The organism is Filomicrobium sp. (assembly GCF_025698805.1).
GTDB lineage: Bacteria > Pseudomonadota > Alphaproteobacteria > Rhizobiales > Hyphomicrobiaceae > Filomicrobium > Filomicrobium insigne.
In genome coordinates, this window is sequence record NZ_JAILWT010000001.1 from 679,315 (window position 1) to 701,936 (window position 22,622).

19 protein-coding genes and 1 tRNA gene are annotated in these 22,622 nt (G+C 58.6%); 7 read left to right on the top strand and 13 right to left on the bottom strand.

Annotated elements, in window-relative coordinates; all coding sequences use genetic code 11:
- The first annotated feature begins 136 nt into the window (after nt 1-136).
- Both K5845_RS03040 and K5845_RS03045 read left to right on the top strand, forming a co-directional pair.
- Nucleotides 137-313: a DUF1674 domain-containing protein gene (locus tag K5845_RS03040; RefSeq protein ID WP_046480010.1), complete on the top strand. Its 177-nt coding sequence runs from the start codon at nt 137-139 to the stop codon at nt 311-313.
- A gap of 228 nt (nt 314-541) precedes the next feature.
- Nucleotides 542-1,783: a pilus assembly protein gene (locus K5845_RS03045; protein ID WP_090226957.1), complete on the top strand. Its 1,242-nt coding sequence runs from the start codon at nt 542-544 to the stop codon at nt 1,781-1,783.
- Between the two features lie 127 nt (nt 1,784-1,910).
- Here K5845_RS03045 and acs read toward each other — a convergent pair whose 3' ends face one another.
- From acs to tsaD, 6 genes are all read right to left on the bottom strand, one after another.
- Nucleotides 1,911-3,863, bottom strand: coding sequence for an acetate--CoA ligase (gene acs, locus K5845_RS03050; protein ID WP_090226960.1), 1,953 nt, complete (start codon nt 3,861-3,863; stop codon nt 1,911-1,913).
- Between the two features lie 117 nt (nt 3,864-3,980).
- Nucleotides 3,981-4,400 (bottom strand): DUF1761 domain-containing protein, encoded by a 420-nt coding sequence (locus tag K5845_RS03055; RefSeq protein WP_046477292.1) that lies wholly within the window; start codon nt 4,398-4,400, stop codon nt 3,981-3,983.
- Between the two features lie 55 nt (nt 4,401-4,455).
- Entirely contained in the window at nt 4,456-5,121 is a 666-nt protein-coding gene (locus K5845_RS03060; protein ID WP_287958371.1) for a class I SAM-dependent methyltransferase, read from the bottom strand.
- A gap of 48 nt (nt 5,122-5,169) precedes the next feature.
- Nucleotides 5,170-5,607: an EVE domain-containing protein gene (locus K5845_RS03065; protein ID WP_090227426.1), complete on the bottom strand. Its 438-nt coding sequence runs from the start codon at nt 5,605-5,607 to the stop codon at nt 5,170-5,172.
- A gap of 165 nt (nt 5,608-5,772) precedes the next feature.
- The gene (locus K5845_RS03070; protein ID WP_090226963.1) at nt 5,773-6,768 is read right to left on the bottom strand and encodes an NAD(P)H-dependent glycerol-3-phosphate dehydrogenase; all 996 of its coding nucleotides are present in this window, start codon (nt 6,766-6,768) and stop codon (nt 5,773-5,775) included.
- An 87-nt stretch (nt 6,769-6,855) separates the two neighbouring features.
- The gene (gene tsaD / locus K5845_RS03075) at nt 6,856-7,917 is read right to left on the bottom strand and encodes a tRNA (adenosine(37)-N6)-threonylcarbamoyltransferase complex transferase subunit TsaD (protein ID WP_287958421.1); all 1,062 of its coding nucleotides are present in this window, start codon (nt 7,915-7,917) and stop codon (nt 6,856-6,858) included.
- A gap of 166 nt (nt 7,918-8,083) precedes the next feature.
- Here tsaD and hemC point away from each other — a divergent pair, with 166 nt between their 5' ends.
- The 5 genes from hemC (at nt 8,084) to K5845_RS03100 (ending at nt 13,705) form a co-directional block, all read left to right on the top strand.
- Nucleotides 8,084-9,022, top strand: coding sequence for a hydroxymethylbilane synthase (gene hemC, locus K5845_RS03080; protein WP_090226966.1), 939 nt, complete (start codon nt 8,084-8,086; stop codon nt 9,020-9,022).
- A 6-nt stretch (nt 9,023-9,028) separates the two neighbouring features.
- Nucleotides 9,029-9,763: a uroporphyrinogen-III synthase gene (locus K5845_RS03085; protein WP_287958372.1), complete on the top strand. Its 735-nt coding sequence runs from the start codon at nt 9,029-9,031 to the stop codon at nt 9,761-9,763.
- Nucleotides 9,764-9,875: 112 nt separating this feature from the next.
- Nucleotides 9,876-11,657, top strand: a complete 1,782-nt coding sequence (locus K5845_RS03090) for a hypothetical protein (protein ID WP_287958373.1) — start codon at nt 9,876-9,878, stop codon at nt 11,655-11,657.
- A gap of 14 nt (nt 11,658-11,671) precedes the next feature.
- Complete coding sequence (locus K5845_RS03095) at nt 11,672-13,441, top strand: heme biosynthesis protein HemY (protein ID WP_287958374.1); 1,770 nt, start codon at nt 11,672-11,674, stop codon at nt 13,439-13,441.
- Nucleotides 13,442-13,629: 188 nt separating this feature from the next.
- Nucleotides 13,630-13,705, top strand: a tRNA-Thr gene (locus K5845_RS03100).
- A gap of 65 nt (nt 13,706-13,770) precedes the next feature.
- Here the strand turns inward: K5845_RS03100 and K5845_RS03105 are convergent.
- The 7 genes from K5845_RS03105 to K5845_RS03135 all read right to left on the bottom strand — a co-directional run bounded on the left by K5845_RS03105 (nt 13,771) and on the right by K5845_RS03135 (nt 22,614).
- The gene (locus K5845_RS03105; protein WP_287958375.1) at nt 13,771-14,826 is read right to left on the bottom strand and encodes a PAS domain-containing HWE histidine kinase family protein; all 1,056 of its coding nucleotides are present in this window, start codon (nt 14,824-14,826) and stop codon (nt 13,771-13,773) included.
- A 414-nt stretch (nt 14,827-15,240) separates the two neighbouring features.
- Entirely contained in the window at nt 15,241-17,124 is a 1,884-nt protein-coding gene (locus tag K5845_RS03110; protein ID WP_046477283.1) for a J domain-containing protein, read from the bottom strand.
- A 310-nt stretch (nt 17,125-17,434) separates the two neighbouring features.
- Entirely contained in the window at nt 17,435-18,730 is a 1,296-nt protein-coding gene (glnT, locus tag K5845_RS03115; protein ID WP_090227432.1) for a type III glutamate--ammonia ligase, read from the bottom strand.
- Between the two features lie 81 nt (nt 18,731-18,811).
- Nucleotides 18,812-20,233, bottom strand: coding sequence for an FMN-binding glutamate synthase family protein (locus K5845_RS03120; protein ID WP_210184000.1), 1,422 nt, complete (start codon nt 20,231-20,233; stop codon nt 18,812-18,814).
- Nucleotides 20,157-20,900, bottom strand: coding sequence for a GltB/FmdC/FwdC-like GXGXG domain-containing protein (locus tag K5845_RS03125; RefSeq protein WP_090226978.1), 744 nt, complete (start codon nt 20,898-20,900; stop codon nt 20,157-20,159). The genes K5845_RS03120 and K5845_RS03125 overlap by 77 nt, the downstream gene beginning before the upstream one ends.
- Nucleotides 20,901-20,936: 36 nt before the next feature.
- The gene (locus K5845_RS03130; RefSeq protein ID WP_287958376.1) at nt 20,937-21,836 is read right to left on the bottom strand and encodes a class II glutamine amidotransferase; all 900 of its coding nucleotides are present in this window, start codon (nt 21,834-21,836) and stop codon (nt 20,937-20,939) included.
- 94 nt (nt 21,837-21,930) lie between these two features.
- Nucleotides 21,931-22,614 (bottom strand): helix-turn-helix domain-containing protein, encoded by a 684-nt coding sequence (locus K5845_RS03135; RefSeq protein ID WP_046477279.1) that lies wholly within the window; start codon nt 22,612-22,614, stop codon nt 21,931-21,933.
- Between the last annotated feature and the right edge of the window lie 8 nt (nt 22,615-22,622).

Here is a 22,622-nt window from a genome sequence, read left to right on the forward strand (position 1 = left end):
TGCTGGGCTCTATATGGGTTAGTCTTTCGACCTCGACTAGCCTGAATGGCAAACGATAAGGAGAAAATCCGTGAACGATGGATCTGACCGGGCAGGATTAGATGAAAGTCCGGCTCGTACAGATGAAAATGCTGCGCTGGAGAAACGAGACCTCTCCCCCGCTGCCCAGCGGGCTTTGCGCGAAGCAGAAGAACGGAGGCGCGCAGCGGAAGCCGAGGCTAAACCGGGTGCGCGTGAGTTGGGCGGCCGCGATGGGCCAGACCCCGTTCGCTATGGAGATTGGGAAAAGGGCGGGATCATTTCCGACTTTTAGCCGTCCTTAACACTGGCCGAAATCCTCTATCGTAACGAACGATAACTCATCTGATTTCTATAATTTTTACCATTCGGCGCGGACAATTTTTCCGACTTGTCGCAGGGCTGCTGCCATTTAACGCGATCTACACCGAATATTGCTACGCGTGGCGGGGTCTGGACCGGCTCCGGGGCGCCGCACCCTCTTGCCGGATCAGAGTTTGCGTACCGTCCAGGGAGAAATTGCATGCTCCGTCGTTCCCGCTTTCCCAAGGCTTTCCTAACCGACGAGAACGGCGGCGTCGCTGTGATGTTCGGGCTCGTCCTTTTGGGGGTCCTGTTTGCCGCTGGGATGGCCGTCGATTATGGTCGCGTTGTGCATACGAAGACCCGGCTGGCGCAAGCTGTAGATGCTGCGGCCCTTGCCGCGGGCCGCGCATTGCTTGACGGCCGGCTGTCGAATAGCGACGTCGAAGAGATCGCGACGCGCTATTTCGATACGAACCTGGGTGAAAGGTCGGGTTTCGGAACCGTGGGCCGGCCCGTCATCCAAATTGTCCGTGAGACCGGCGAAGTTCACGTCACGGCAGACGCGAACGTCCCCATGACGCTCACCAAGATTGCCGGTTTTACCAATGTGAATGTGCCCGCAACAGCTTCCAGCCGTTTTGATGATCGCGACATCGAACTGTCGATGGGGCTCGACATTACCGGTTCAATGGGCGGCTCCAAGATCGCTGCGCTGAAGTCAGCCACGAACGCGCTGATCGACATTATGCTTCCGGACCCGGGCGGTGACACCGAGAACGAGGTGCGCGTGGCGCTTGCCCCTTATTCATCCGGCGTCAATGCCGGTGACTACGTACAAGCTGCAACGGGTCAAAAGAAGCAAAGCTGTACATTCGAGCGCGAAGGCTCGAGCCCAACCGGTGATCAGTCGCCCGGGCCAAACAACTACCTCAAGGTCCAAGGGGATGACGGGATAGCAAAAAGACCTACATGTCCTAGCGCGAAGGTTATTCCGTTGACCAAGGATAAAGCGCTGTTGAAGCGCGAGGTTTCCCGTTACAGCGCCAACGGGGCCACGGCCGGGCATCTCGGCGCGCTGTGGGGTTATTTTTTGCTTTCGCCCAATTGGGGGGGCGTCTTCGGAGGCGATAGCGTGCCCGTAGCCTATGGGGATCGTAAAACGGTCAAGGCTATGGTTTTCATGACCGATGGTGAGTTCAACACGATCGGCGGAACCCAATCCTGGCGGAATACTAAAGAGAGCCAAGACACGGCCGTCGAGATCTGCCGCAACATGCGCTCCAACTCAATCCTGGTTTACACCGTTGCCTTCCAGCTAAACTCAACCAGCACAAAGCAGATGCTGCTCGATTGTGCGGGCAGTCCCGACCGGTATTTCGATGCTTCAGACGATGAGGCGTTACGCACCGCGTTCACGCGCATTGCGACACAGTTGAACAATCTACGTCTGACGAACTGATTTCGCCGATCCTCGCGGGCAGTCTGGCACCTAGTCGCCGGAAGCTAACGTGAGGCCGAAGAGACGAGTCCGGCTCCCGGGGCAAGCCCCGGGAGTTTGATCCATACATCGGTCAACGATGGATCGTTTAGCCCGTCACCTTACGATTCTGGCGGTTGCCAATAAGGTCCTCAACGACCAGCGGATCAGCCAAGGTCGACGTGTCTCCCAGATTGGAGAAATCATCCTCGGCAATCTTCCGCAGGATGCGACGCATGATCTTGCCGGAACGCGTCTTCGGCAAACCGCCGGAGAATTGAATGAGGTCCGGAGAAGCAATGGGACCGATCTCGGCCCGAACGTGCTTGACCAGTTCCGCTTTCAGCTCATCGGTGACTGCTTCGCCGGCATTCAGCGTGACATAGCAATAGATGCCTTGCCCCTTGATCGCGTGCGGATAGCCGACAACGGCTGCTTCCGACACCTTCGGATGCGCGACCAGAGCGCTTTCCACTTCGGCCGTTCCCATGCGGTGACCGGATACGTTCAACACGTCATCGACGCGTCCCGTGATCCACCAATAGCCGTCTTCGTCGCGACGTGCGCCATCGCCCGTGAAGTAGTTCCCCTTGTACGTGGAGAAATAGGTCTGAACGAAGCGATCATGATCGCGGAACACGGTGCGCATCTGGCCGGGCCAGCTATCCTTGATGATCAGATTGCCGTTGACCGCGCCTTCGAGTTCATTGCCGTGTTCATCGACGAGCGCCGGCTGGACACCGAAAAACGGAAGCGTTGCTGAGCCAGGCTTCAAGGCCATGGCGCCCGGCAGCGGTGAAATGAGAATGCCGCCCGTTTCCGTCTGCCACCACGTATCCACGATCGGGCAGCGGCTGTTGCCGACAACGCGATAATACCAGATCCAGGCTTCCGGGTTGATGGGCTCACCCACGGAGCCGAGCAGCCTCAGCGACGAGCGATCTGTACGATTGACGAAATCGTCGCCCGCTCCCATGAGCGCGCGAATGGCGGTCGGCGCGGTGTAGAAAATATTGACCTGCCACTTATCGACGACGTGCCAGAAGCGAGACGCTGTCGGATAGTTCGGCACGCCCTCGAACATCAAGGTCGTCGCGCCGTTGGAAAGCGGTCCATAGATGATGTAGCTGTGGCCGGTGACCCAGCCGACATCTGCCGTACACCAGTAGATATCGCCGTCGTGATAATCGAAGATGTATTGATGGGTCAGTCCTGCAAACAGCAGATAGCCGCCGGAGGTGTGCACGACACCCTTGGGCTGACCGGTGGAGCCTGACGTATAGAGAATGAACAGCGGATCTTCCGCATTCATTTCTTCAATCGGGCAGTCAGCGGAAACCTTCACCAGCTCTTCGTGCAGCCAGAGATCGCGTCCCGGCACCATATCGACGGCACCACCTGTGCGGCGAACGACGAGGACCTTCATGTCGCTCAGGTTTCCGGCGGTAATTGCATCGTCTGTGTTCTTCTTCAGAGGGATGGCGCGACCGCCGCGGACACCTTCATCCGACGTAATAACAAACTTCGAATCCGCATCGGCGATCCGGTTCATCAAGCTATCGGGCGAAAAGCCGCCGAACACTACGGAGTGGATCGCACCAATGCGCGCGCACGCCAGCATGGCGTAGGCCGCTTCGGGGATCATCGGCAGATAGATGGTGACCCGGTCACCTTTCTTGACGCCGTTGGCTTTGAGGACGTTGGCGAATTTGCAGACGCGCTCATGCAGCTGGCGGTAGGTGATCTGCTCGTCTTCGGTTGGATCATCGCCTTCCCAGATGATGGCGTTCTGATCCGCGCGTGTCGGCAAGTGCCGATCTACGCAATTGTAGCAGACGTTGAGACTGCCATCCTCATACCAGCGGATGCGTACGTCGTGGGGATCGTAAGACGTATTCTTCACCTTGGTATAAGGCTTGATCCAGTCCAGACGCTGACCCATTTCGCCCCAGAATCCATTGGGATCATCAATGGAACGCTTGTACATTTCCTTGTATTTCGCTTCGTCGAGCCATGCTCGCGCAGCCCATTCTGGGGATACGGGGTACACGTTTTCAGACATCGAAGTTCCTCCCGGTATCGAATTTTGTTGGCCTGCATTATGTGCCGCAGGTCGTACGGCCACAAGCCTCACCGTTGGTCTTAGAAAGGCACGTCCTTAACGGATCGGCTGGATCGTTCAGACGCCCATCCAGCCGATGATAAGGCCCTGGATCAATAAAACACCCAGCCAATGACCCGCATTGATCAGTGTCAGTGACGGCTTCGCGCGTTCAAATGCGTTGTTCGTCAGTGTCGTGGTCAGAATGAAGCCTGCCCAGACGAAGGCTCCGGATATGGCGCCATTTCTGGGTGTGACCTGACCTGGGCCAAGATGACCAATCGTGCCGGCAAGTACAAACGCCATGACCAGCAAACAAAAGAATGAAACTATGAAAGGAACGATCTTTTGACTTCCGCTCGCAGCCAGTTGTTCCTTTGTTTTACCTAGTGCAGAGAGCCAAGCTTTGCCGAATGCTCCGTACCAAATAGCTCCGAACAGAAAGCCGAAAACCGCGGCGACAACGATCGCCATGTAGTTCATGCCTGCGAATGCCATTCTCAGCCTTACCTTTGATGCGTACACGCGTGAATATTAGAAAATATGCTTGTCGTTAGCCTGGCTTGTAGCGCCAGATGGCGGTTCGCTTGATCTCTGCGTCTTCCAGCTGGCGGGTGACGGGGACTGTATATTCGGTCAGCTTCTCGAACCGGTCCAAAGGAAAATAGCTACGGCGTGGATCTCCAACGAGTACAATGACGCCTGCCGAAACGTTGACCTCAATAAATGTCAGAACCTTTTTCGCGAGCTGGGCCTCGTAGAACAGATCTCCCACCAGAACCACGTCGAATTTCCCAGCCCCTGTTACGAGCATATCGTTTGCCGTCGTCGTCAGCGTGACGCTGTTCAGCGCGGCGTTGACCTCGGCAGCTACCGAGGCAAGCTGATCGACATCAGCAGCCAGTGCGGAGGCCGCTCCGGCGCGGCACGCTGCAATCGCCACAAGCCCGGAGCCTGATCCTAAATCCAGAACCCGCTTTCCGCGGACAAGCGTAGGGTTATCCAACACGTAGCGCGCGAGTGCCTGTCCCCCCGCCCAAGCGAATGCCCAGTAGGGCGGATCAATATTATGTTGCTGCAGTTCCTCTTCGGTCTTTAGCCAAATGGGGAGGGATTCTTCTGCCAGATGCAGTCTAATTTCCGGAACCAGCGGAGGGCTCAGTGGTACTGTATTTTTCCGGATGAAGGCAGCAGAGCGTGATGATTCGGCCGCAGCCATTTGGGTCTCATGTGCCGGAGGAAAAGCGCTCGTCGGCAAAAAATGGTTTTATTTCTTGCTGAGCGCTTTTGGGTCCAAGCCGCCCATACGTAAGACCTCGTTCCATTCCGCGGTGGTGACAGGTTGCACTGACAGTCGCATTGAAGTGACGAGGCTCATTTTGGACAGCTTATCGTTCGCTTTCGCGTCTGCAAGCGTTACAGGTTTGGGCAGGTCGGCGACAGCCGCCACCGTCACGCACTGCCATTTGCCGGTATCGTCTTTGGGGTCAGGATGCGCTTCCTTGATGACCTCCACGATGCCGACGATCTCTTTGCCTTCATTTGAGTGATAGAAGAAGCCGAGATCGCCTTTCTTCATTGCCCGCATGTTGTTGCGCGCAAGAAAGTTACGGACCCCATCCCAAGGTTCGCCTTTGCGACCGCACTTTTTGAGCATGTCCCAGGAGAAGACGTCCGGTTCCGATTTAAACAGCCAACGGTCGATACCCTCTGTGCTCGTTTTCCCCGCGGCCGGCTTCGCTGGAGCTTTTTTCTTAGGGGCAGGTTTAGCGGCTGCCTTGGAGGTCGTCGACTTGCTGCCCGCCACTTTCTTCATGTGCTCGTGCTCCTCAAATTCTTGCAGCCTCCCGCCGGAACTACCCCTTCGGTCCTAAATCTCTGATTTCATCGGGCGGGTCAGCAATGATTCGATTGCAGCATCGATTGTTATCTCGCCCGATACAATATCGAGTACGGCTTGGCAGATCGGCATTTGCACATCGAATTTGCTTGCCAACCGACTGACGGCCTCGGCGGTGTAGATGCCTTCGGTGACGGCGCGACGTTGACCGAGGATGGCCTCAAGATTTTGGCCTTCGCCCAGCGCCCGTCCCAAGGACATGTTGCGTGACTTTGGACTTCCGCAGGTGAGGATCAGGTCGCCAAGCCCCGACAAGCCCATGAGTGTTTCGGACCGAGCACCCATCGCTTCGCCCAGGCGGCGCAACTCAGCGAAACCACGCGCGATCAGCGCGGCATGCGCGCTGGCGCCAAGCTGTTTGCCATCGACGATGCCGGCTGCAATGGCCAGAACATTTTTGATGGCCCCGCCGAGCTGCACACCAATGGCATCGGACGACCAATAGATGCGCAGGTTGCGATAGCCCAAGCCTTCGGCGAGGGAGCGGCCGATCTCCTCGTCCGCACAGGCCAGGGTCACCGCCGCGGGCAGTCCCCGCGCGACATCTGCGGCGAAGCTTGGACCGGAAAGGATTGCAGGCAACGCACCGGGCAGAGCTTCGGCCAAAACGTCGCCCATCAACTTGCCACTGCTGCGCTCAATACCCTTGGCACAGATCACAGCCGGGCGGCCTGCAGAAAAATGCGGGCTGAGTTCGCTCGCAACGGCACGGAGATTTTGTGCGGGCGGTACGAGCAGCACGACGTCCTGGGCGGCGATATCGGCCATCTTGCCCGTCGCGCGGATCCCGGGCTCCAAACTTACGCCGGGAAGATAATTCCGATTCAGATGGTGCTCGTTGATCTCGCGAATGGTGTCGGGTTCATAGGCCCATAGGACGACGTTGCGTCCTGCTAAAGCCAGGGTTTGCGCCAGCGCCGTTCCCCAGGCGCCGCCTCCGACGATGCCCACGCTCGAGACTTGCATAAGCTCTCCTTAAAAGTACGGCGTGATCGCATTCGGATCTCCACCAAAACTGTGACCGGGCAGGTCTATCATGCCGCGGCACGGCAATCACGCCTTGACGCCAGCCCCAATCGCACGCGGTGCCGTCGCATCCAGCGGCCAGCGCGGATGTACCTTGGCATCTAGCGGTGAGGCTAGTCCGCGAGCCAAACGCTCCGCGCCCGCCCATGCGATCATCGCGGCATTGTCGCCGCAAAGTTCTACGGGAGGAACATGAAAACGGCTGCCGCGACTTTCGGCCAGATCCCGGAGTGTCTGACGCAAGGCCTGGTTTGCAGCCACGCCCCCGGCCACGACAAAGTCCGCGACCGGTTCGCCTAGCATCTCAGCCGCCAGATCGAAGGCGCGACCGCAACGGTCGGCGACGCTTGCCAATACCGCTGCTTCAAATCCGGCGCAAAGGTCGTTGACGTCGTTGTCGCTCAATGGAGCATGTTGAAGTGCGCGCTGGCGCACCGCTGTTTTGAGGCCCGCGAAGGAAAAATGCGCTTCCTCGCGCCCGAGCATAGGGCGCGGCATGACGAAACGTGATGCGTCTCCTTGCTTCGCCGCCTTTTCCACGGAGGGGCCGCCCGGCTGAGGTAGGCCCAAGAGTTTCGCCGTCTTGTCGAACGCCTCACCCAGCGCGTCGTCGATGGTTGTGCCGAGACGCGTGTAGTGGTCGACACCATGAACCAGCAGCAACTGCGTATGCCCACCAGAGACGAGCAAGAGAAGATAGGGCGGGTCCAATCCATCCGTCAGACCGACAGTGAGCGCATGGGCTTCGAGGTGATTGACAGCAACGAGCGGGATGCCTCGAACCAAAGCAATCGTTTTTGCCGTGACGACACCGACTATGAGGCCCCCGATAAGCCCTGGGCCCGCAGCAGCGGACACGGCATCGATGCGCTCAAAGCCGATACCTGCTTCCGCCATAGCATCGCGGATCAACTCATCCAAACATTCCGCATGGGCCCGCGCCGCGATTTCTGGAACAACGCCCCCGAACGGGCGATGACTATCCCACTGCGAACGGACAATGCTCGATAAGATGCGACCGCGACCCGCGGAATCGCGCGCAACGACAGCCGCCGCTGTCTCATCACAGCTCGTTTCGATCCCGAGTATTATTGTCTCATGTGCCATCTCACTGGGCGACATGCGTTTTTTTCCTGACTAATTCATGCATTATCGAGGCTTGGCCCATGCACATATTTGCGTTGGCGTGCTTAGCGCGCCAATACTGTCGCGCCATTTCGTCTTCCACCTCCGCCTATCACTGGGGAGCGCGCACTTGCAACAAAAGACAATCAAAATCGGGACCCGCGGGTCGCCGCTTGCTTTGGCGCAAGCGCATGAGGTACGGGCTCGCTTGATGGCCGCTCATGGTCTGGCGGAAGACCAATTCGCAATCGTCGTCATTAAAACTTCGGGCGATCAGATCGTCGGCTCACTGGCTGATGTCGGCGGCAAGGGGTTATTTACCAAGGAGATCGAAGAAGCTCTTCTCGGTGAGGAGATCGATCTTGCCGTGCACTCCATGAAGGACATGGCCACCACTCTCCCAGCCGGCTTGACGATTTCGGCCATGCTTCCGCGCGAGGATGTTCGCGACGCATTTATCAGTTTGGCCTACCCGTCTCTGGACGCCGTGCCCGCCGGCGGGCGTATCGGAACCTCGTCGTTACGGCGACAAGCTCAGGTCAAGCTCCGGCGGCCGGATCTTGAGGTCATCGGCTTTCGTGGCAACGTGCAAACACGCCTGAAGAAGCTCGCCGATGGTGTCGCCGACGCGACGTTTCTTGCCTGTGCCGGTTTAAGGCGGTTGGGCCTGACAGATCAGATCACGGCATCGATTGAGACGGACGTTATGCTCCCTGCCGTGGCGCAGGCTGCCATCGGCATCGAAATCCGGGCTGGCGACGAAGACAACAATGCGCTTACGGGCGTTCTCAATGATGAGCGGACGGCTCTTTGTGTGACCGCCGAACGCGCGTTTCTAAGGATCCTGGACGGATCGTGCCGCACGCCTATCGCGGGTCTCGCTGAATTCGACGGGGATGTTTTGCGCTTACGCGGACAAATCCTGTCGCCGGATGGGGCTCGGGAGTTCTCGACGGTCAAATCCGGGTCGCCCGCAAGCGCTATTCGGCTCGGCGAGGACGCGGCGCGGGAACTGCTTGATCGCGCGGGGCCTGGATTTCTCAGTTCGTCCCCAGCATCGGCGACGTGACACGCAATGCGTATTCTCGTGACGCGGCCTGAGGCAGATTGTGAAGACATGCGGCGGGTTCTGACGGCGGCAGGGCACTCTATCGTCATTTCACCTCTTCTCACTATCCTATCCGAGCCAATTCCAGATATTCGCGCCGATAACATCGCGGCGCTCGTCATCACGAGCCAAAACGCACTAAGAGCGCTTGCCGGCAATCCTCAGCTGGAGCACCTCACCAGTGTGAAGACGTTCGTCGTCGGACCGCGGACGTTCGCGATGGCCCGTGAACTGGGATTTCGGCATATTATCGAGGGTCCCGGAACAGGCGCCGAACTGGCCGAACTTCTCAAGGATCACGGTCTTCCAGCGGACGGACGGATCGTGCATTTGGCCGGCAATAAACTCGCGTTTAATTTTGCTCAGGCTTTTTCCGAACTCGGTTACCGGGCGGAAACCATACGATGTTACCGGTCTGAGCCCGCTACAGGGTTCACAGCCGAAGCCGAAGAGGCAATTCGGCAAGGACAAATCGATCTCGTCACATTGTTGTCGCCGCAAACGGCGAACACTTTCGTGAGATTGATCAAATCGACCGGGTTGGAGGTGGAAGCACGCTCGCTGTCTTATGCCTGTATTTCGGAGGCGACCTGCAAGTTCCTGGTGGATGAAGGTTGGTCATGCACGCACGTCGCGGCAAAGCCGAATAACCAAGAAGTGCTTGCACTCGTTAACCGGATAGCGGCACAATTCCAGCAGTAACAAGCAAAGCCCCTTAAACTCGCGGACGAAGAAAATATGCGGTTGTCGGCGGGGAGCGTCCCGGGCCGGCATTCGACGCGGGCGGTCGATGCGTTGGAGGTTCGTTCGTTCCATGACTACGAAGAAAGATGAACCAGGCAAGGATCCCATCCGGCCTGGTGAAACGGCTGGCGGTAAGAAGCCTGTCGCGACTATTGATCTGAAGGCGACTGAGGTCGGCGGCAGCAAGAGCCAAACATCGGCCGAAGGTGCGAAGCCTGCGGACGCCAAGGCCTCTTCGGAGAAGCCATCGCCAGACAAGACAACTGCCAGTGCGACGGCGTCTTCAAGCGCAGGCCCATCGTCCGGCGGCGCGAAGCCCACTGAGACCGCCAGCAGCGGCAAGAGCGTACCGCCTTCCGACGCAAAGAAGCCGGACGCTAAAGAGAGCAAGCCGAACGAGACGCGCACAGAACGGCCCCGGTCTGGCGGCGGATTTCTTTCGCATCTGACAGCCGGTATCGTCGGCGGCTTTTTGGCTCTTCTTGGTGCTGACATGCTCGGGCCGCAGATTCCGCCAATCGCGGATAAGCTCGGGCTGCCGAGCGCGGCGCACAAAACGTCCGAGACAACTGCCGAAATTGAGCGTCGCTTGGCCGCTCTTGAGAAGGCAACGAAGAGCGAAGACGTTACGTCACGCCTCGCCGCGACGGACAGCCGGATCGATGCTCTGGAAGATTTGAAGAAGTCCGTCAGTGCTCTGCAGGAAACGCAGAGTGGATTGGCGCAGAAGGCCGAAGCGCTCGATGCGAAACTGCAGGCTGCTCCGGAAGGCACCGTTCCAGAAGCGCGGCTCACAAAACTTGAGCAGCAGCTTGATACGCTCGTGTCGTCGGCAGGAGACGGCAACACCAATGGGCTGCCACAGCTCGCTGCACTCTCGGGCCGCCTTTCAGATCTCGAGTCGAGCCTCGGCAATCAGATCGCGGCTCTCCGGGAAAGCGTAGGCCAGGACGTCGACAAACGTGTCGCGGGCATTGCTGAAGCCAGCGAGTCGGCCCGGTCTGGAACGCAACGACTGGATAGGCAGGTCGCAACGGTTACCACCGAAGCCGCACGACTGGGCCAGCGTCTTGAAGCGTTGAAAGCCGATAACACCCGGATCAGCGATACGCTGCGGGTTGTCCAGGAAGAGACGGGCGCTATCCGCAGTCAGCTCGATGCATTTACCGGCGACGTGAATCAGAAGCTTTCCAAGCTGACGACGGCCGAGGACGTTTCCTCGGCAATCAAACCTGTTGAAGCTCAGATCTCAAACCTTTCCGACAAAGTCTCCGGTGTGGTTTCAGCTGAGAAGGATCGCCAGGCGAATGCGCAGCGGATTGTACTATCGCTCGAGCTTGCCAACCTGAAACGGGCCGTTGACCGTGGTGAAGGTTATGCTGGCGAGCTGGCGGAAGTCCGCAAGGCTTCGACAGGGGTTCTCGACCTGAAAGCCCTTGAACCCTACGAGACGGCTGGTGTTCCGACGCTCAAAGAACTTGAGGATACGTTCCGGCCGGTCGCAAACGATATCATCGACGCCGCCGCCGTTCCCGAAGACGGTTCGGTCCTTGATCAGCTCATTGCCGGGGCCCGCTCCGTCGTGCGCGTCCGTAAGGTCAATCATGACCCCAGCGATCAAAGCGTCGAAGCGATTGTGGGCCGCATCAGCACGGCGCTCTCGGCCGGTCGGCTTGGGGAAGTGTTGAAGGAAGCTGCCAAGTTGCCCGATCCCGCGCATGACCGCGCCGCTGAATGGATCAAGACCGTCGAGGCCCGACACGCCGTCGATCAGGCGCTCGGCGTCATTGAAGGCCAGCTCAAGGCTTCGATCAGTGGGGCTTCCGCGCCCTCTGACGCTAACGCCAACTAGAGGTCGTTTCGCTCATGGTGCGTTTGTTTTTGTTTCTGGGCGTTGTGGTGGTCATTGCGACAGGTCTTGCCTGGCTCGCTGACCGGCCAGGCAATCTCGTCATCAACTGGCAAGGCTACTTGATCGAGACGAGCGTGTTTCGCGCCGTAGTGCTGCTTGCACTCCTCATCGGCCTCGTGTTGTTCGCTTGGTCATTGCTCCGCAATCTCTGGGGAAGCCCGGCAGCGCTGGGCAGTTTCCTCAATCGCCGGCGTCAAAAGCGCGGGCTTGATGCGCTGTCGAGCGGCATGATCGCTATCGGTGCGGGCGACCGTGCCATGGCCACGCGCTATGCGATCCAGGCGCGCAAGTCGCTTCCGAGCGAACCGCTCACGCATCTCTTGCGGGCGCAGGCGGCGCAGCTTTCCGGCGACCGCGCCACAGCGCGTCGCATCTACGAAGCGATGCTCGGTTCGCCAGACACCGAGCAGCTCGGACTTCGTGGTCTCTTTTTGGAGGCCGAACGGGAAGGCGAGACGGAAGCCGCCAAGCAGTTCGCGGAACGCGCCGTGCATCTCAACGCCGCGCTGAGCTGGCCGGTCGATGCTCTCTTCGATCTGCAGTGCAAGGATGCGGACTGGGCGGGCGCGCTTGAAACGCTGGCGATCGCGCGCAAGAACGGACAAATCGAGAAGGCCAGCGCCAACCGACGCCGTGCCGTTCTGCTCACAGCGCAGGCGCAGAAGGCCGAAGACGGCGATCCAGAACGCGCTTTGGCGTGGGCGTTGGAAGCGCATAGCCTAGCCCCCAATCTTGTGCCCGCCGCGGCTATCGCGGGTCGGCTCCTAGCATCACGCGGCAACACACCCCGTGCCACCAAGGTTATCCAAACGACCTGGCAGAAAGCGCCCCATCCTGATCTCGCGACCGCCTACGCCTACGCGCGGCTCGGCGACAGTCCGCGCGACCGGCTTGACCGTGTGAAGAAGCTGGCCGCGCTCAATCCTTATTCTCTGGAAAGTCCGATAGCCGTCGCGGTCGCTGCGATCGAGGCCAAAGATTACGACTCGGCCCGTCAGGCCCTCGAGCCGCTGCTTGAAAACCGGCTGACGCAACGCGTCTGCACTCTCATGGCGAAGATCGAAGGCGAGCAGCACGGCGATAAGGGCCGCGTACGCGAATGGCTGGCCCGGGCGGTGAACGCGCAACGTGATCCGGCCTGGACGGCCGACGGCGTTGTGTCCGACAACTGGGCGCCCGTGTCGCCGGTGACCGGCGCGCTTGACGCCTTCCAGTGGCGGGTGCCCGTCGAGACGGTCGACAAAGCGAGCGAAGAACTTCTTGCGCAAAAGCTCGAAGAGCTGGTCGCGCTGGGGGCTACCCCCGTTCAGCCAGCTGCCGCTGTACCGGTGCCAACCACACCTGCGCCAGTTGCTCCCGCTAAGACGAGCCCGGTCGCGGATGCTGACGTGATCGAAGATGACGGCGACGCGCGCACCGGCAAGACTGCTACCGCGCCCGCTGGCTCTCAGAGCTCCTCCGGGGCCGCCAGTGCGCCGTCGTCCGCCACTCCGCCCGCGACCGATCCCTCCAAGACAGCTGACGTCAAGCCGCGCGACGCAAAGATGTCAGCGGCGGTCCACAGCGAAGAAGCCTCGGTGAAAGTAACAACGGCTCGGCAACCGACGGCTGGCAATTCGGCGTCGGGGGCCCAGGCGGAGCCCAACATCTTCGTTTCGCCGCGTGCGCCGGACGATCCCGGTCCGCCTCCAGAGAAGGAGGCCACGGCGCGCCGTCTCAATTGAGTGGCGCGTCTTGGTCGCCGTCAGGCGCGGCAAAGCAACGCTTTTAGCCGCGTCTGTCACTTTGGCCACGGGCTATGCGCTTGATGGACAAGGCCGATCGTTCTCAGATGCCGGTACAAAAGGTCGTTTCGGAACTTGCAAACCGGACGCAATGGCGCTATGTCGAGCGCCACGCTGATACATGGTAAGCCGCTTTAGCTCAGCTGGTAGAGCACATCATTCGTAATGATGGGGTCAGGTGTTCAAGTCACCTAAGCGGCACCATTTAATTTCCAAAAATCGATGACTTGGAGAGCCGTCGCAAGCTTTAAAGCTGCTGCGCGCTGGGGCTACGGTCTGGCAGAGATCACATCGTCAAAGCGATCCAAGTTTGAGATCAGAGTATACTGGAAGCACTCAGCCCCATAGTCGAGGCGCGCTTGGCCCTGAAAGTCCGCTGGCACGACAGTTTCCAGAAGGACCGTGCCGAAACTCTTGCGGGAAGGTGCACGACAAGGAGGTCCGTCGGCTTCCGCCCAGTGGAAATGAAACATCCGTCCTTCGGCCACATCTTGCTCTAGGGCCCAAGAAATCAGAACCCTGCCGCTGTCTGTCGATAGCGCCCCATGCTTTACGGCATTCGTCGCGAGCTCATTTACAGCGAGGGCCATCGAAAGTGCCTGCCGTTCGGGAAGTTTGACGAGAGGGCCAGATACTTCGAAGCGCTCTCGATCTGGAACGTGGGGTTCCAGCGCGGTCCAGATGATGTCACTGACGGTCGCAGATGGGTTCGTTGTTGACGTTAAAAGACTATGCGTCTTGGCCAGCGCCTGCAGCCGGTTAGAGAGTGATCGTGCCGCAGTTTCGAGCGAGTCGCTGTTGCGAAGAGTTTGCCCGGCAATCGCAGAGACCATCGCGAGCGAATTTCGGATACGGTGCGCCAGCTCAGAATTGCGAACATCGGCAAGTCGCTCTGCTTCAACCTTGCCTGTCGTCTCGATGACAGTGTCAAGCATGCCGACGACGTGGCCGGCCTCATCCAGGATCGGGCTATAACAAAACGTAAAGTAACACTGCTCGGGATAACCAAAACGATCGATTACGAGTGGAAAATCCTCGATAAACGTCGACTCGCCCTGAAAGGCTTTATCGCAAATCGGTTGGATATTTTCCCAGACCTCGGCCCAAACTTCGCGAAAAGATCTCCCGAGAGCTTCCGGCTTGTCGCCAAGGATGGGCTTGAAGGCGTCGTTATAAATTGTCGTGAGCTGAGATCCCCAAGCGATGCATTTGGGAAAGTCCGAATGAATCATCATTCCGACGGCAATTTTTAGTGCCGTCGGCCAGGATTCCATCGGCCCAAGTTCGGTTTTACTCCAATCAAACGATTGTATGAGAGACGCCATTGGGCTGTTCGGCCTTGAAAACGCGCAACGTCTCTCCTGAACCACTGGTTCCTCACACATCACCTCGGACATCGTAGCTAAGCCGGGGTCTCACTCTCATTGAGACCGACAAATGGCGGATAGAGGTTGCTTCAGCTAGCGAACATGAGCGTCATTTGCCATAGGCACACCCGAGTACAAGCATTTTTATCTGCCTTTGGTTCCCAGGGTCTTTCCGCGGTCGTAGGCGGCATCTGCTAAGTTTCCAACTTAGGATTTGAGCTGAGGATCTTTCATTCCGATCACGATTTGTATATGCTCTTCTCTTGCGCCTCCGAGGGAGGTCGCGCCCGCCACCCTTGGGAAGCGCGGCTTAAGAGGAAGTTCGCGGGCCCGCGGTTTTGGCCATCTGATCGCGACCAACACGCCGCGATCTCAAAGCTGCAGCGTCTCGGGACGGCGCAGGTCCTGGGTATCGGGGGCGGCAGGGCGGCGGCCAGAGATGATCTCCCAGGCGGCATTGATCTGCTTGAGGCGCAGTTCGCGCTCCTTGCGATCTGCCTCATTCTCGGCATGGTCAGGGTGCCAGCTCATACGCAGACCATCGACGATTTTCTTGATCGAGGCCGGGCTCGAGTCGCCTCGTACCCCCATGCCTAAGACACGAAGCGCGTCGGCGTGCGACTGCGGGATCGCGTTCCCCCAGGCCGGAGCTGCGGCCTGTGTCGCGCGGCGCGGTGCCGAAGCGGGACGGCGTGCTGATCGCTGTTCGGGGATCGGAGCGGTCAACGCTGACGGCTCAGCCAACGTCGGCTCACTTCGCGCTGGCGCGCTCACGCCCGGCATTCCAGGCGCTGGCGGGACCGGAGGTTGCCGCGGAGGGGCACTCAACGTCGGTTCCGGTGTTCCCAAGCCCGGTTCGGGCGCTACGCCCTTTTCCAACGACACCGAAGATAAATCGTGGGACATTTCCTCCGGCCTAGTACTACCGCTCCGGCGAGACATCGTGAGTCCAACCATAAGGATCGCCAGTAGCCCTACCGAGATAACAACAACAGCCAACGCGCCAGGCTCACCCTGAAAGACGCGGGCGAGCAGTCCAGCGGGTGCGGCTTCCGGCGTTGTCTCTACAGGATCCAGAGGCGCGCGCGTAGAGGTTTGAGGTGTCGCGGTGGTGGTCGTTTCCGGCAGAACGGGTTCTGGCTTCGAGGCGGTCGCGGTTGGACTTTCGGATTTCGCAGTCGCGTTGCCATCGGTCGATTGTCCAGTTGCCGGAGCCGCGGGTTGCATACCCGGGGCCTGCGTCTCAGTAGCCGCTGATTTCGTCGCCTTCAGTGCGGAGGGTTCGGAACTCGATGCCGGCCGGTTTATGATGGTCGGCGCGTTCGCCGTCCCGGCGGGCTTGGCTGGTGAAGGAGGGGCGACCAGCACCGGCGGGGCCTCAGCCAGATCAATTCGCTCCGGCTCTTGGCCGTTTGTATTTTGCGCTCTCGCGCGCCGTTCGGAGGCGTCAAGACGTGGCGGCAGGGGCGGCGGTTCGGCCCACGTGATCTGAGGTTCGCTCTGCGTTGTGGTGCGTGCGCTATCCGAAGGCTCAGACGGCTCCAGGCTCAAACCTTCCGCTGGCGGTGCGACCTTGAAAGGAATGTCGTCCGGCCTTGACCTTGTGGGACGCGCAGCACTGCGCGGGCCTTCGGCAAGAACCGGTGGCAGGTCTCTTTCAGCGCGACGAGCCTCGTAGCCGCCCACCTGCGGTTCCCGTCCCGCCATGGCGGGACCGCGATCATCGGCGACAAAGATGGCATCGAGCCCGAACTTCGGCGCGAAACCATAGGGCATGCTCACGATGGCTGGCGGCAACTGAGCGCGTTTGCGAGCGCAGAACGGACCACGACCACCAAACGGGCGGCCATCTTCGGGGCGCCACGCGCATGGGTCGTCCGGCGACATACTCCACCAACTCGGCATGCGGATCTTCAGTGTGCCGTTTTCCACCCACGCGTTTCTTTCGCGATCGGCTGCTGCGACGACCTCGGTCCACGGTACGCGGTCACCGCCACAATCGACGTCAAAACGATGGATCTGCCATCTGCGGCATTGCGAGGAGTCAGCCGGGGAGCAGGCGGTGAAGTTGCGTTGCTCACGACGAGAGAGAATACGATGGCCCTCGTCTGCGGAGGGTCTGAGAACCACCTCGCCGCCGATCACTGAACACCGATAGGGCATCACCAACAGCTCGCTGGCGCGCGCGGCTGTCGCAGCGACGGCAAGCGCAGCGGTGACGAGCAGACAAAGACCGCCTGTTTTCAGAGCCCGCATTATTTCAGATCCCGATCGAATATGACTTTCCAGCCAATCGCCACAATGGTGCGTAGTTCGACTCAATTCGACCCTGACGTTGGCAGCTTTGTGACCGTGCGGGAGAAGATGCGCGCTAAACTTTTGGCACTTTCAAAAAAAGCCCCGAACCTCAGGGCTTTGCGCCTCATTAAACTCATGAGTAACAATATGTTACTCGGAGTCTGCAGACTGAATTTGCGGCTAAAAGGGTACGTCTAACGATTTCGTCAGGACGAGTTTAATGCCTTGGAATAGTCAAATTAATTTTCCGAAACGGCGGTTTGTGCCCTCAACAATCCAGCGTGTTCCGACGCTCCCAGTCGGTTAACTGGCTGGTGTATGCGTTCCACTCGGCGGCGCGCAATTTTGTATAAGCGGTCACAAATTCCGGGCCGAGGGTCTTTGCGACGAGTTCTGAGGACTCCAACGCACGCAGGGCATCAAGCAGATTGAGCGGTAGCCGCTTAACATCCCCCACGAGATGACCATCCGTATACATATTGAAATCACAACGCGTGCCGGGGTCGCGCTCGTGCTTGATGCCATCCAGTCCGGCGGCCAGCACGGCAGCCTGCAACAGGTAAGGATTGGCAGCTCCATCGGCGAGACGCAGCTCAAACCGTCCGGGCTCCGGAATGCGGATCATGTGCGTGCGGTTGTTGCCGGTATAGGTGACCGAATTGGGCGCCCAAGTTGCGCCGGATGTCGTGCGCGGCGCATTGATCCGCTTATATGAGTTCACCGTGGGATTGGTGATCGCACAGATCGCGTCGGCATGATGGATCACACCGCCGATGAAATGATAGCCGAGGCGCGACAGGCCGAGCTCATCTGACGAGTCAAAAAAGAGATTTTTGCCGTCTCGCCACAGCGAGACGTGTGTGTGGCAGCCGCTGCCCGTCAAATTCGCAAAGGGCTTGGGCATGAACGTCGCGCGTAGCCCGTACTTTTCAGCGATCGATTTGACCATGTACTTGAAGAACACATGACGGTCTGCAGTCTTGAGCGCGTCATCGAACTGCCAGTTCATTTCAAACTGGCCATTGGCATCTTCATGATCGTTCTGATACGGCTGCCAGCCAAGGGACAACATCGCATTGCAGATTTCCGTCACGACCTCGTAGCGACGCATGAGCGCCATTTGATCGTAACAAGGTTTGTCCTGAATATCGCCGCCGTCTGCGATCGTGTCGCCGTCTGGATTGACGACAAAGAACTCGCATTCAACGCCCGTCTTTATCCGGTAGCCTGCGTCTTGAGCTTCTTTAAGCAGCCTGCAGAGGATGTTGCGTGGAGCCTGTTCGACGGACTTTTCGTTCATCTTGAGGTTGGCGGCTAACCAGCCAACCTGTGGTTTCCAGGGCAGCTGTACGAGCGTCGATGGATCTGGCACCGCGAACAAGTCAGCATCAGCAGGGCTCATATCAAGCCATGTAGCGAAACCTGCAAAGCCCGCACCGTTTTTTGCCATTTCATCGATGGCAGCAGCAGGGACGAGCTTCGCGCGTTGCGCTCCAAAAAGATCAGTGAAAGAAACTAGAAAATACTCGATGCCCAGCACTTCGGCTTTCTTAGAAAGAGCCATCGCGTCGGACGCAGGCGGCGATTTACCCGTCAATGAATGCAGCATCTAACTCTCCTCCGAGCTAAATTCACGTCGACATCTTCACCGCCCCTCAACGCCGGGAATCCAGTCCGTGCCCGCAAGGGGTACGCCAGCCATTGCGGCCGATTCCACAGTAAGAGCAACAAGGTCCTCAGGTTCAAGATTATGGATGTGACTCTTGCCACACGCGCGGGCAATGATCTGCGTTTCCATCGTCAGGACGGAAAGGTAGTTCGCGAGCTGTTGTCCAGCCCTAACCGGATCGAGACGCTGCATCAGCTCGGGCTCTTGGGTTGTAATCCCTGCGGGATCGCGTCCCTCATGCCAATCGTCGTAAGCACCGGCAGTTGTCCCTAGCTTTTGGTATTCAGCCTCAAGCGCTGGATCGTTATCGCCGATGGCGATGAGCGCTGCCGTTCCGATCGCGACGGCATCGGCACCGAGTGCGAGCGCTTTCGCAACGTCCGCACCGGATCTGATGCCACCTGATACGATCAGCTGCACCTTGCGATGCTGCCCGAGTTCCTGGAGTGCGCGCACGGATTGACGGATAGCGGCCAGGGTAGGGATTCCAACGTGTTCGATAAAAACTTCCTGCGTCGCTGCAGTGCCTCCCTGCATGCCATCGACAACAACGACATCGGCTCCAGACTTTACAGCCAGCGCGGTGTCATAATACGGTCGTGAGGCGCCGACCTTTACGTAGATTGGTTTCTGCCAATCCGTGATCTCACGCAATTCTTCGATCTTGATCTCAAGATCATCTGGACCTGTCCAATCCGGATGACGGCAAGCTGAGCGCTGATCAATTCCTTCGGGGAGTGTCCGCATCTGCGCTACGCGCGGCGAGATCTTCTGTCCCAAGAGCATACCACCGCCGCCGGGCTTCGCGCCTTGGCCAATCACGACTTCTATGGCGTCGGCTTTACGTAAGTCGTCCGGATTCATGCCGTAGCGAGACGGCAAATATTGATAGACGAGTATGTCGGAGTGACCGCGCTCTTCGGGGGTCATGCCGCCGTCGCCCGTGGTCGTAGATGTGCCGACCGCAGAGGCGCCGCGTCCCAGCGCCTCTTTCGCCGGCCCAGATAAAGAGCCGAAGCTCATGCCGGCGATCGTGACGGGAATCTTGAGTTCGATAGGCTTCTTTGCAAAGCGGGTTCCGAGCACAACCTCGGTCCCACACTTCTCACGATAGCCTTCCAATGGATATCGACTGATGGACGCGCCGAGAAAGAGCAGATCATCAAAATTCGGGACCCTGCGTTTCGCGCCAGCACCGCGAATATCGTAGATGCCGGTGGCCGCCGCTCTGCGAATTTCAGCGATAGAAGCGTCGTCGAACGTCGCCGACTTTCGCGGAACCGTGCGTGGGATCCTGAAATGTTCGTTCACGACCCGGTCCTCAATAACTGGAAATATTGTCGATATGGAAATGATAGAGTTGGCGCGCCGATCCGTATCGCCGGAACGATGAGACATCCACTTCCCCGGCGATCCCAGCGCTTTCGAGCTCTTTGAACAACTGCGCCTTGTGCTCGTCGCGCATTTCTTTCTCCATGCAGTCGGCGCCGAGGCTCGCAACACTGCCGCGCACATACAAACGCGCCTCGTAGATGGAGTCACCCAATGCTTCGCCGGCATCGCCAAGCACCGTCAACGTTCCGGCCTGAGCCATGAAAGCCGACATGTGCCCAACAGAACCCTTAACGAGGATATTGACGCCTTTCATTGAAATTCCGCATCGCGCCGATGCGTTGCCGTCAATAATGAGGTTTCCACCTATGCCGGTGGCTCCGGCGGACTGGCTCACGTCACCACGGACATGAACACGGCCAGAGACGATATTTTCGGCGACGCCGACACCCGCATTGCCTTGCACTGTCACGTCAGCGCGCTTGTTCATCCCCGCGCAATAGTAGCCGACGTGGCCGTTTATCGTGACGGAGATCGGTAGATCGAGGCCGACTGCTATGGCATGGCGCCCGCGCGGATTCTCAACCCTCCAGAACTTCTCGTTGGTATCCTCGCTTAGAGAATGCAGCTTCTGATTCAGCTCTCTTACGGTTGATGTTCTCAGATCGAAAACACGCTCGCTGTCCAAGGTCGATTCCGCTCGGTTGGGCGCAACGGCCAGTGATGATTGCATAACAGGCTTCTCCGTCTGGCGGTTGCGTCGCCTTGCCTAGTTCCCTCGTTGCCAGAAATAGGCGTGCGCGGGCTTAGGTTCCCAGACGTGGGCCTTCTCGATATCGGGCAAATCAACGAGCACCCGGTATTCCGAACCGAATGCGACGTAATCGTCAGTCTCTGCCATGACGGCGGGCTTGCAAGCGATAGGGTCACGCAGAACGCCAAAGCCGCTCTCGGTGCCGACGACAAAAGTGTAGAACCCATCCAGGTCGCCGAGGCCGGCCTCAAGAGCCTGTCCCAATGTGTCACCTTCGCTGAGGCGGTTTGAAATGTAAGCCGCGGCGACTTCGGTATCATTTTGCGTCGCGAACGAAATACCTTTGAGGCCCAATTGTCTTCGTAGTCCGCAATGGTTGGACAACGAACCGTTATGGACGAGGCATTGATCGACGCCTGTCGTGAAGGGATGTGCTCCTGCGGTCGTCACTGCACTTTCGGTTGCCATGCGCGTATGGCCAATGCCATGCGTTCCTCTCATTTCCTTAAGCGAAAAACGCCGTGCGACGTCCGCCGGTAATCCGACTTCTTTGTAAATCTCCATACGATGCCCTGTACCGACGACCTTTACTTCAGGCGCGACACGCGCGAGCACCTCCACCACTTTGCTTTGCTCGTTTTTGGAAACCGTCAGGACTGCATGGGTATCACGGGGGATCATTTCGCGGACTTCTAGCCCTGCGTCCTTCAAGGAGGTCGCGATAGCTATGAAATCTGTTCCGACGGGCGCGCGGAGTGTCAGCTTGATAGCGTGCGCCTGCGGCGAACCGTAGACAGCGAACCCCGCAGAATCCGGTCCACGATCCGTCATTGTCTCAAGCATATTGGCGAGTAGCGCGCCGAACTCAGGCTCTAGCCTTGGTGCCTTCAGAAAGAGACCAACAATTCCACACATGCGCGTACCTTTGAAATTATGCGCATACACAGTATATGGGATTGCACTTACAGTCAATCCCTGAGAACTTTTTGTTCTTTAGGGGAAACATCCATCAACGTCGACTGTAGATGATGATGGATAGATAGGTGATGTCTGGAGCCAGCAAATCTTGCGGACCATGGAGGGCACCAGAGTCAAACAAGATGGAATCGCCGGGTTTCAGGTGATAGGTGCGATCCGCGTGTGCGTAGATCACTTCACCAGTCAACATGTAGATGAATTCCACGCCTTCATGCTCAAACCCCGTATAGGGTTCGGCGCCCGCGCTAAGCCGTATAAAGTAGGGCTCTACGACCGTGTCGCCCGCTGGGGATCTGCCGAGAAGTTCGTAGTGATGGCCGATCTTTGTGCCTCGACGCTGAATCGCGACGCCTTTGCCTGCCTGGACAAATGAGCACTCGCGCTGTTCGTCGTGCGAGGAAAATAATGACGACAACGGCATGTTCAGGGCGTTTGCAATCGACTGCAGCGAGGAAAGGGACGGCGAAATCTGGCCATTCTCGATCTTCGAGAGCATCCCTGTTGAGATGCCGGCAGCGCTCGAAAGTTCGGCAACCGTCAAGTCAGAGATTTTGCGATTTCGGCGTACCTGGCTCCCGATCGACTTTTCGAGGGTCCGCACAGATTGCGTCGGCGCGCCTGACGCCGTTTTAAGGCCATCGACCTCGAGCGGCGTGTTCGTCGCACTCTCAAGTGTCGTGTCGTCTGTTTTTACCGTTCCCTTTACTTTCGCCATTAAATCCA

Bases quoted from the DNA above. Each gene is read 5' to 3' on its own strand.
- K5845_RS03060 (WP_287958371.1), bottom strand. From the start codon at position 5,121: ATGGCTGCGGCCGAATCATCACGCTCTGCTGCCTTCATCCGGAAAAAT.
- K5845_RS03070 (WP_090226963.1), bottom strand. From the start codon at position 6,768: ATGCAAGTCTCGAGCGTGGGCATCGTCGGAGGCGGCGCCTGGGGAACG.
- K5845_RS03090 (WP_287958373.1), top strand. From the start codon at position 9,876: ATGACTACGAAGAAAGATGAACCAGGCAAGGATCCCATCCGGCCTGGT.
- K5845_RS03135 (WP_046477279.1), bottom strand. From the start codon at position 22,614: ATGGCGAAAGTAAAGGGAACGGTAAAAACAGACGACACGACACTTGAG.
- K5845_RS03095 (WP_287958374.1), top strand. From the start codon at position 11,672: ATGGTGCGTTTGTTTTTGTTTCTGGGCGTTGTGGTGGTCATTGCGACA.
- acs (WP_090226960.1), bottom strand. From the start codon at position 3,863: ATGTCTGAAAACGTGTACCCCGTATCCCCAGAATGGGCTGCGCGAGCA.
- K5845_RS03120 (WP_210184000.1), bottom strand. From the start codon at position 20,233: ATGTCTCATCGTTCCGGCGATACGGATCGGCGCGCCAACTCTATCATT.
- K5845_RS03085 (WP_287958372.1), top strand. From the start codon at position 9,029: ATGCGTATTCTCGTGACGCGGCCTGAGGCAGATTGTGAAGACATGCGG.
- K5845_RS03125 (WP_090226978.1), bottom strand. From the start codon at position 20,900: ATGCAATCATCACTGGCCGTTGCGCCCAACCGAGCGGAATCGACCTTG.
- K5845_RS03110 (WP_046477283.1), bottom strand. From the start codon at position 17,124: ATGCGGGCTCTGAAAACAGGCGGTCTTTGTCTGCTCGTCACCGCTGCG.
- K5845_RS03105 (WP_287958375.1), bottom strand. From the start codon at position 14,826: ATGGCGTCTCTCATACAATCGTTTGATTGGAGTAAAACCGAACTTGGG.
- K5845_RS03045 (WP_090226957.1), top strand. From the start codon at position 542: ATGCTCCGTCGTTCCCGCTTTCCCAAGGCTTTCCTAACCGACGAGAAC.
- K5845_RS03055 (WP_046477292.1), bottom strand. From the start codon at position 4,400: ATGGCATTCGCAGGCATGAACTACATGGCGATCGTTGTCGCCGCGGTT.
- K5845_RS03130 (WP_287958376.1), bottom strand. From the start codon at position 21,836: ATGTGTGGAATTGTTGGTCTCTTTCTGAAGGCACCAAGGCTAGAGCCT.
- glnT (WP_090227432.1), bottom strand. From the start codon at position 18,730: ATGGCTCTTTCTAAGAAAGCCGAAGTGCTGGGCATCGAGTATTTTCTA.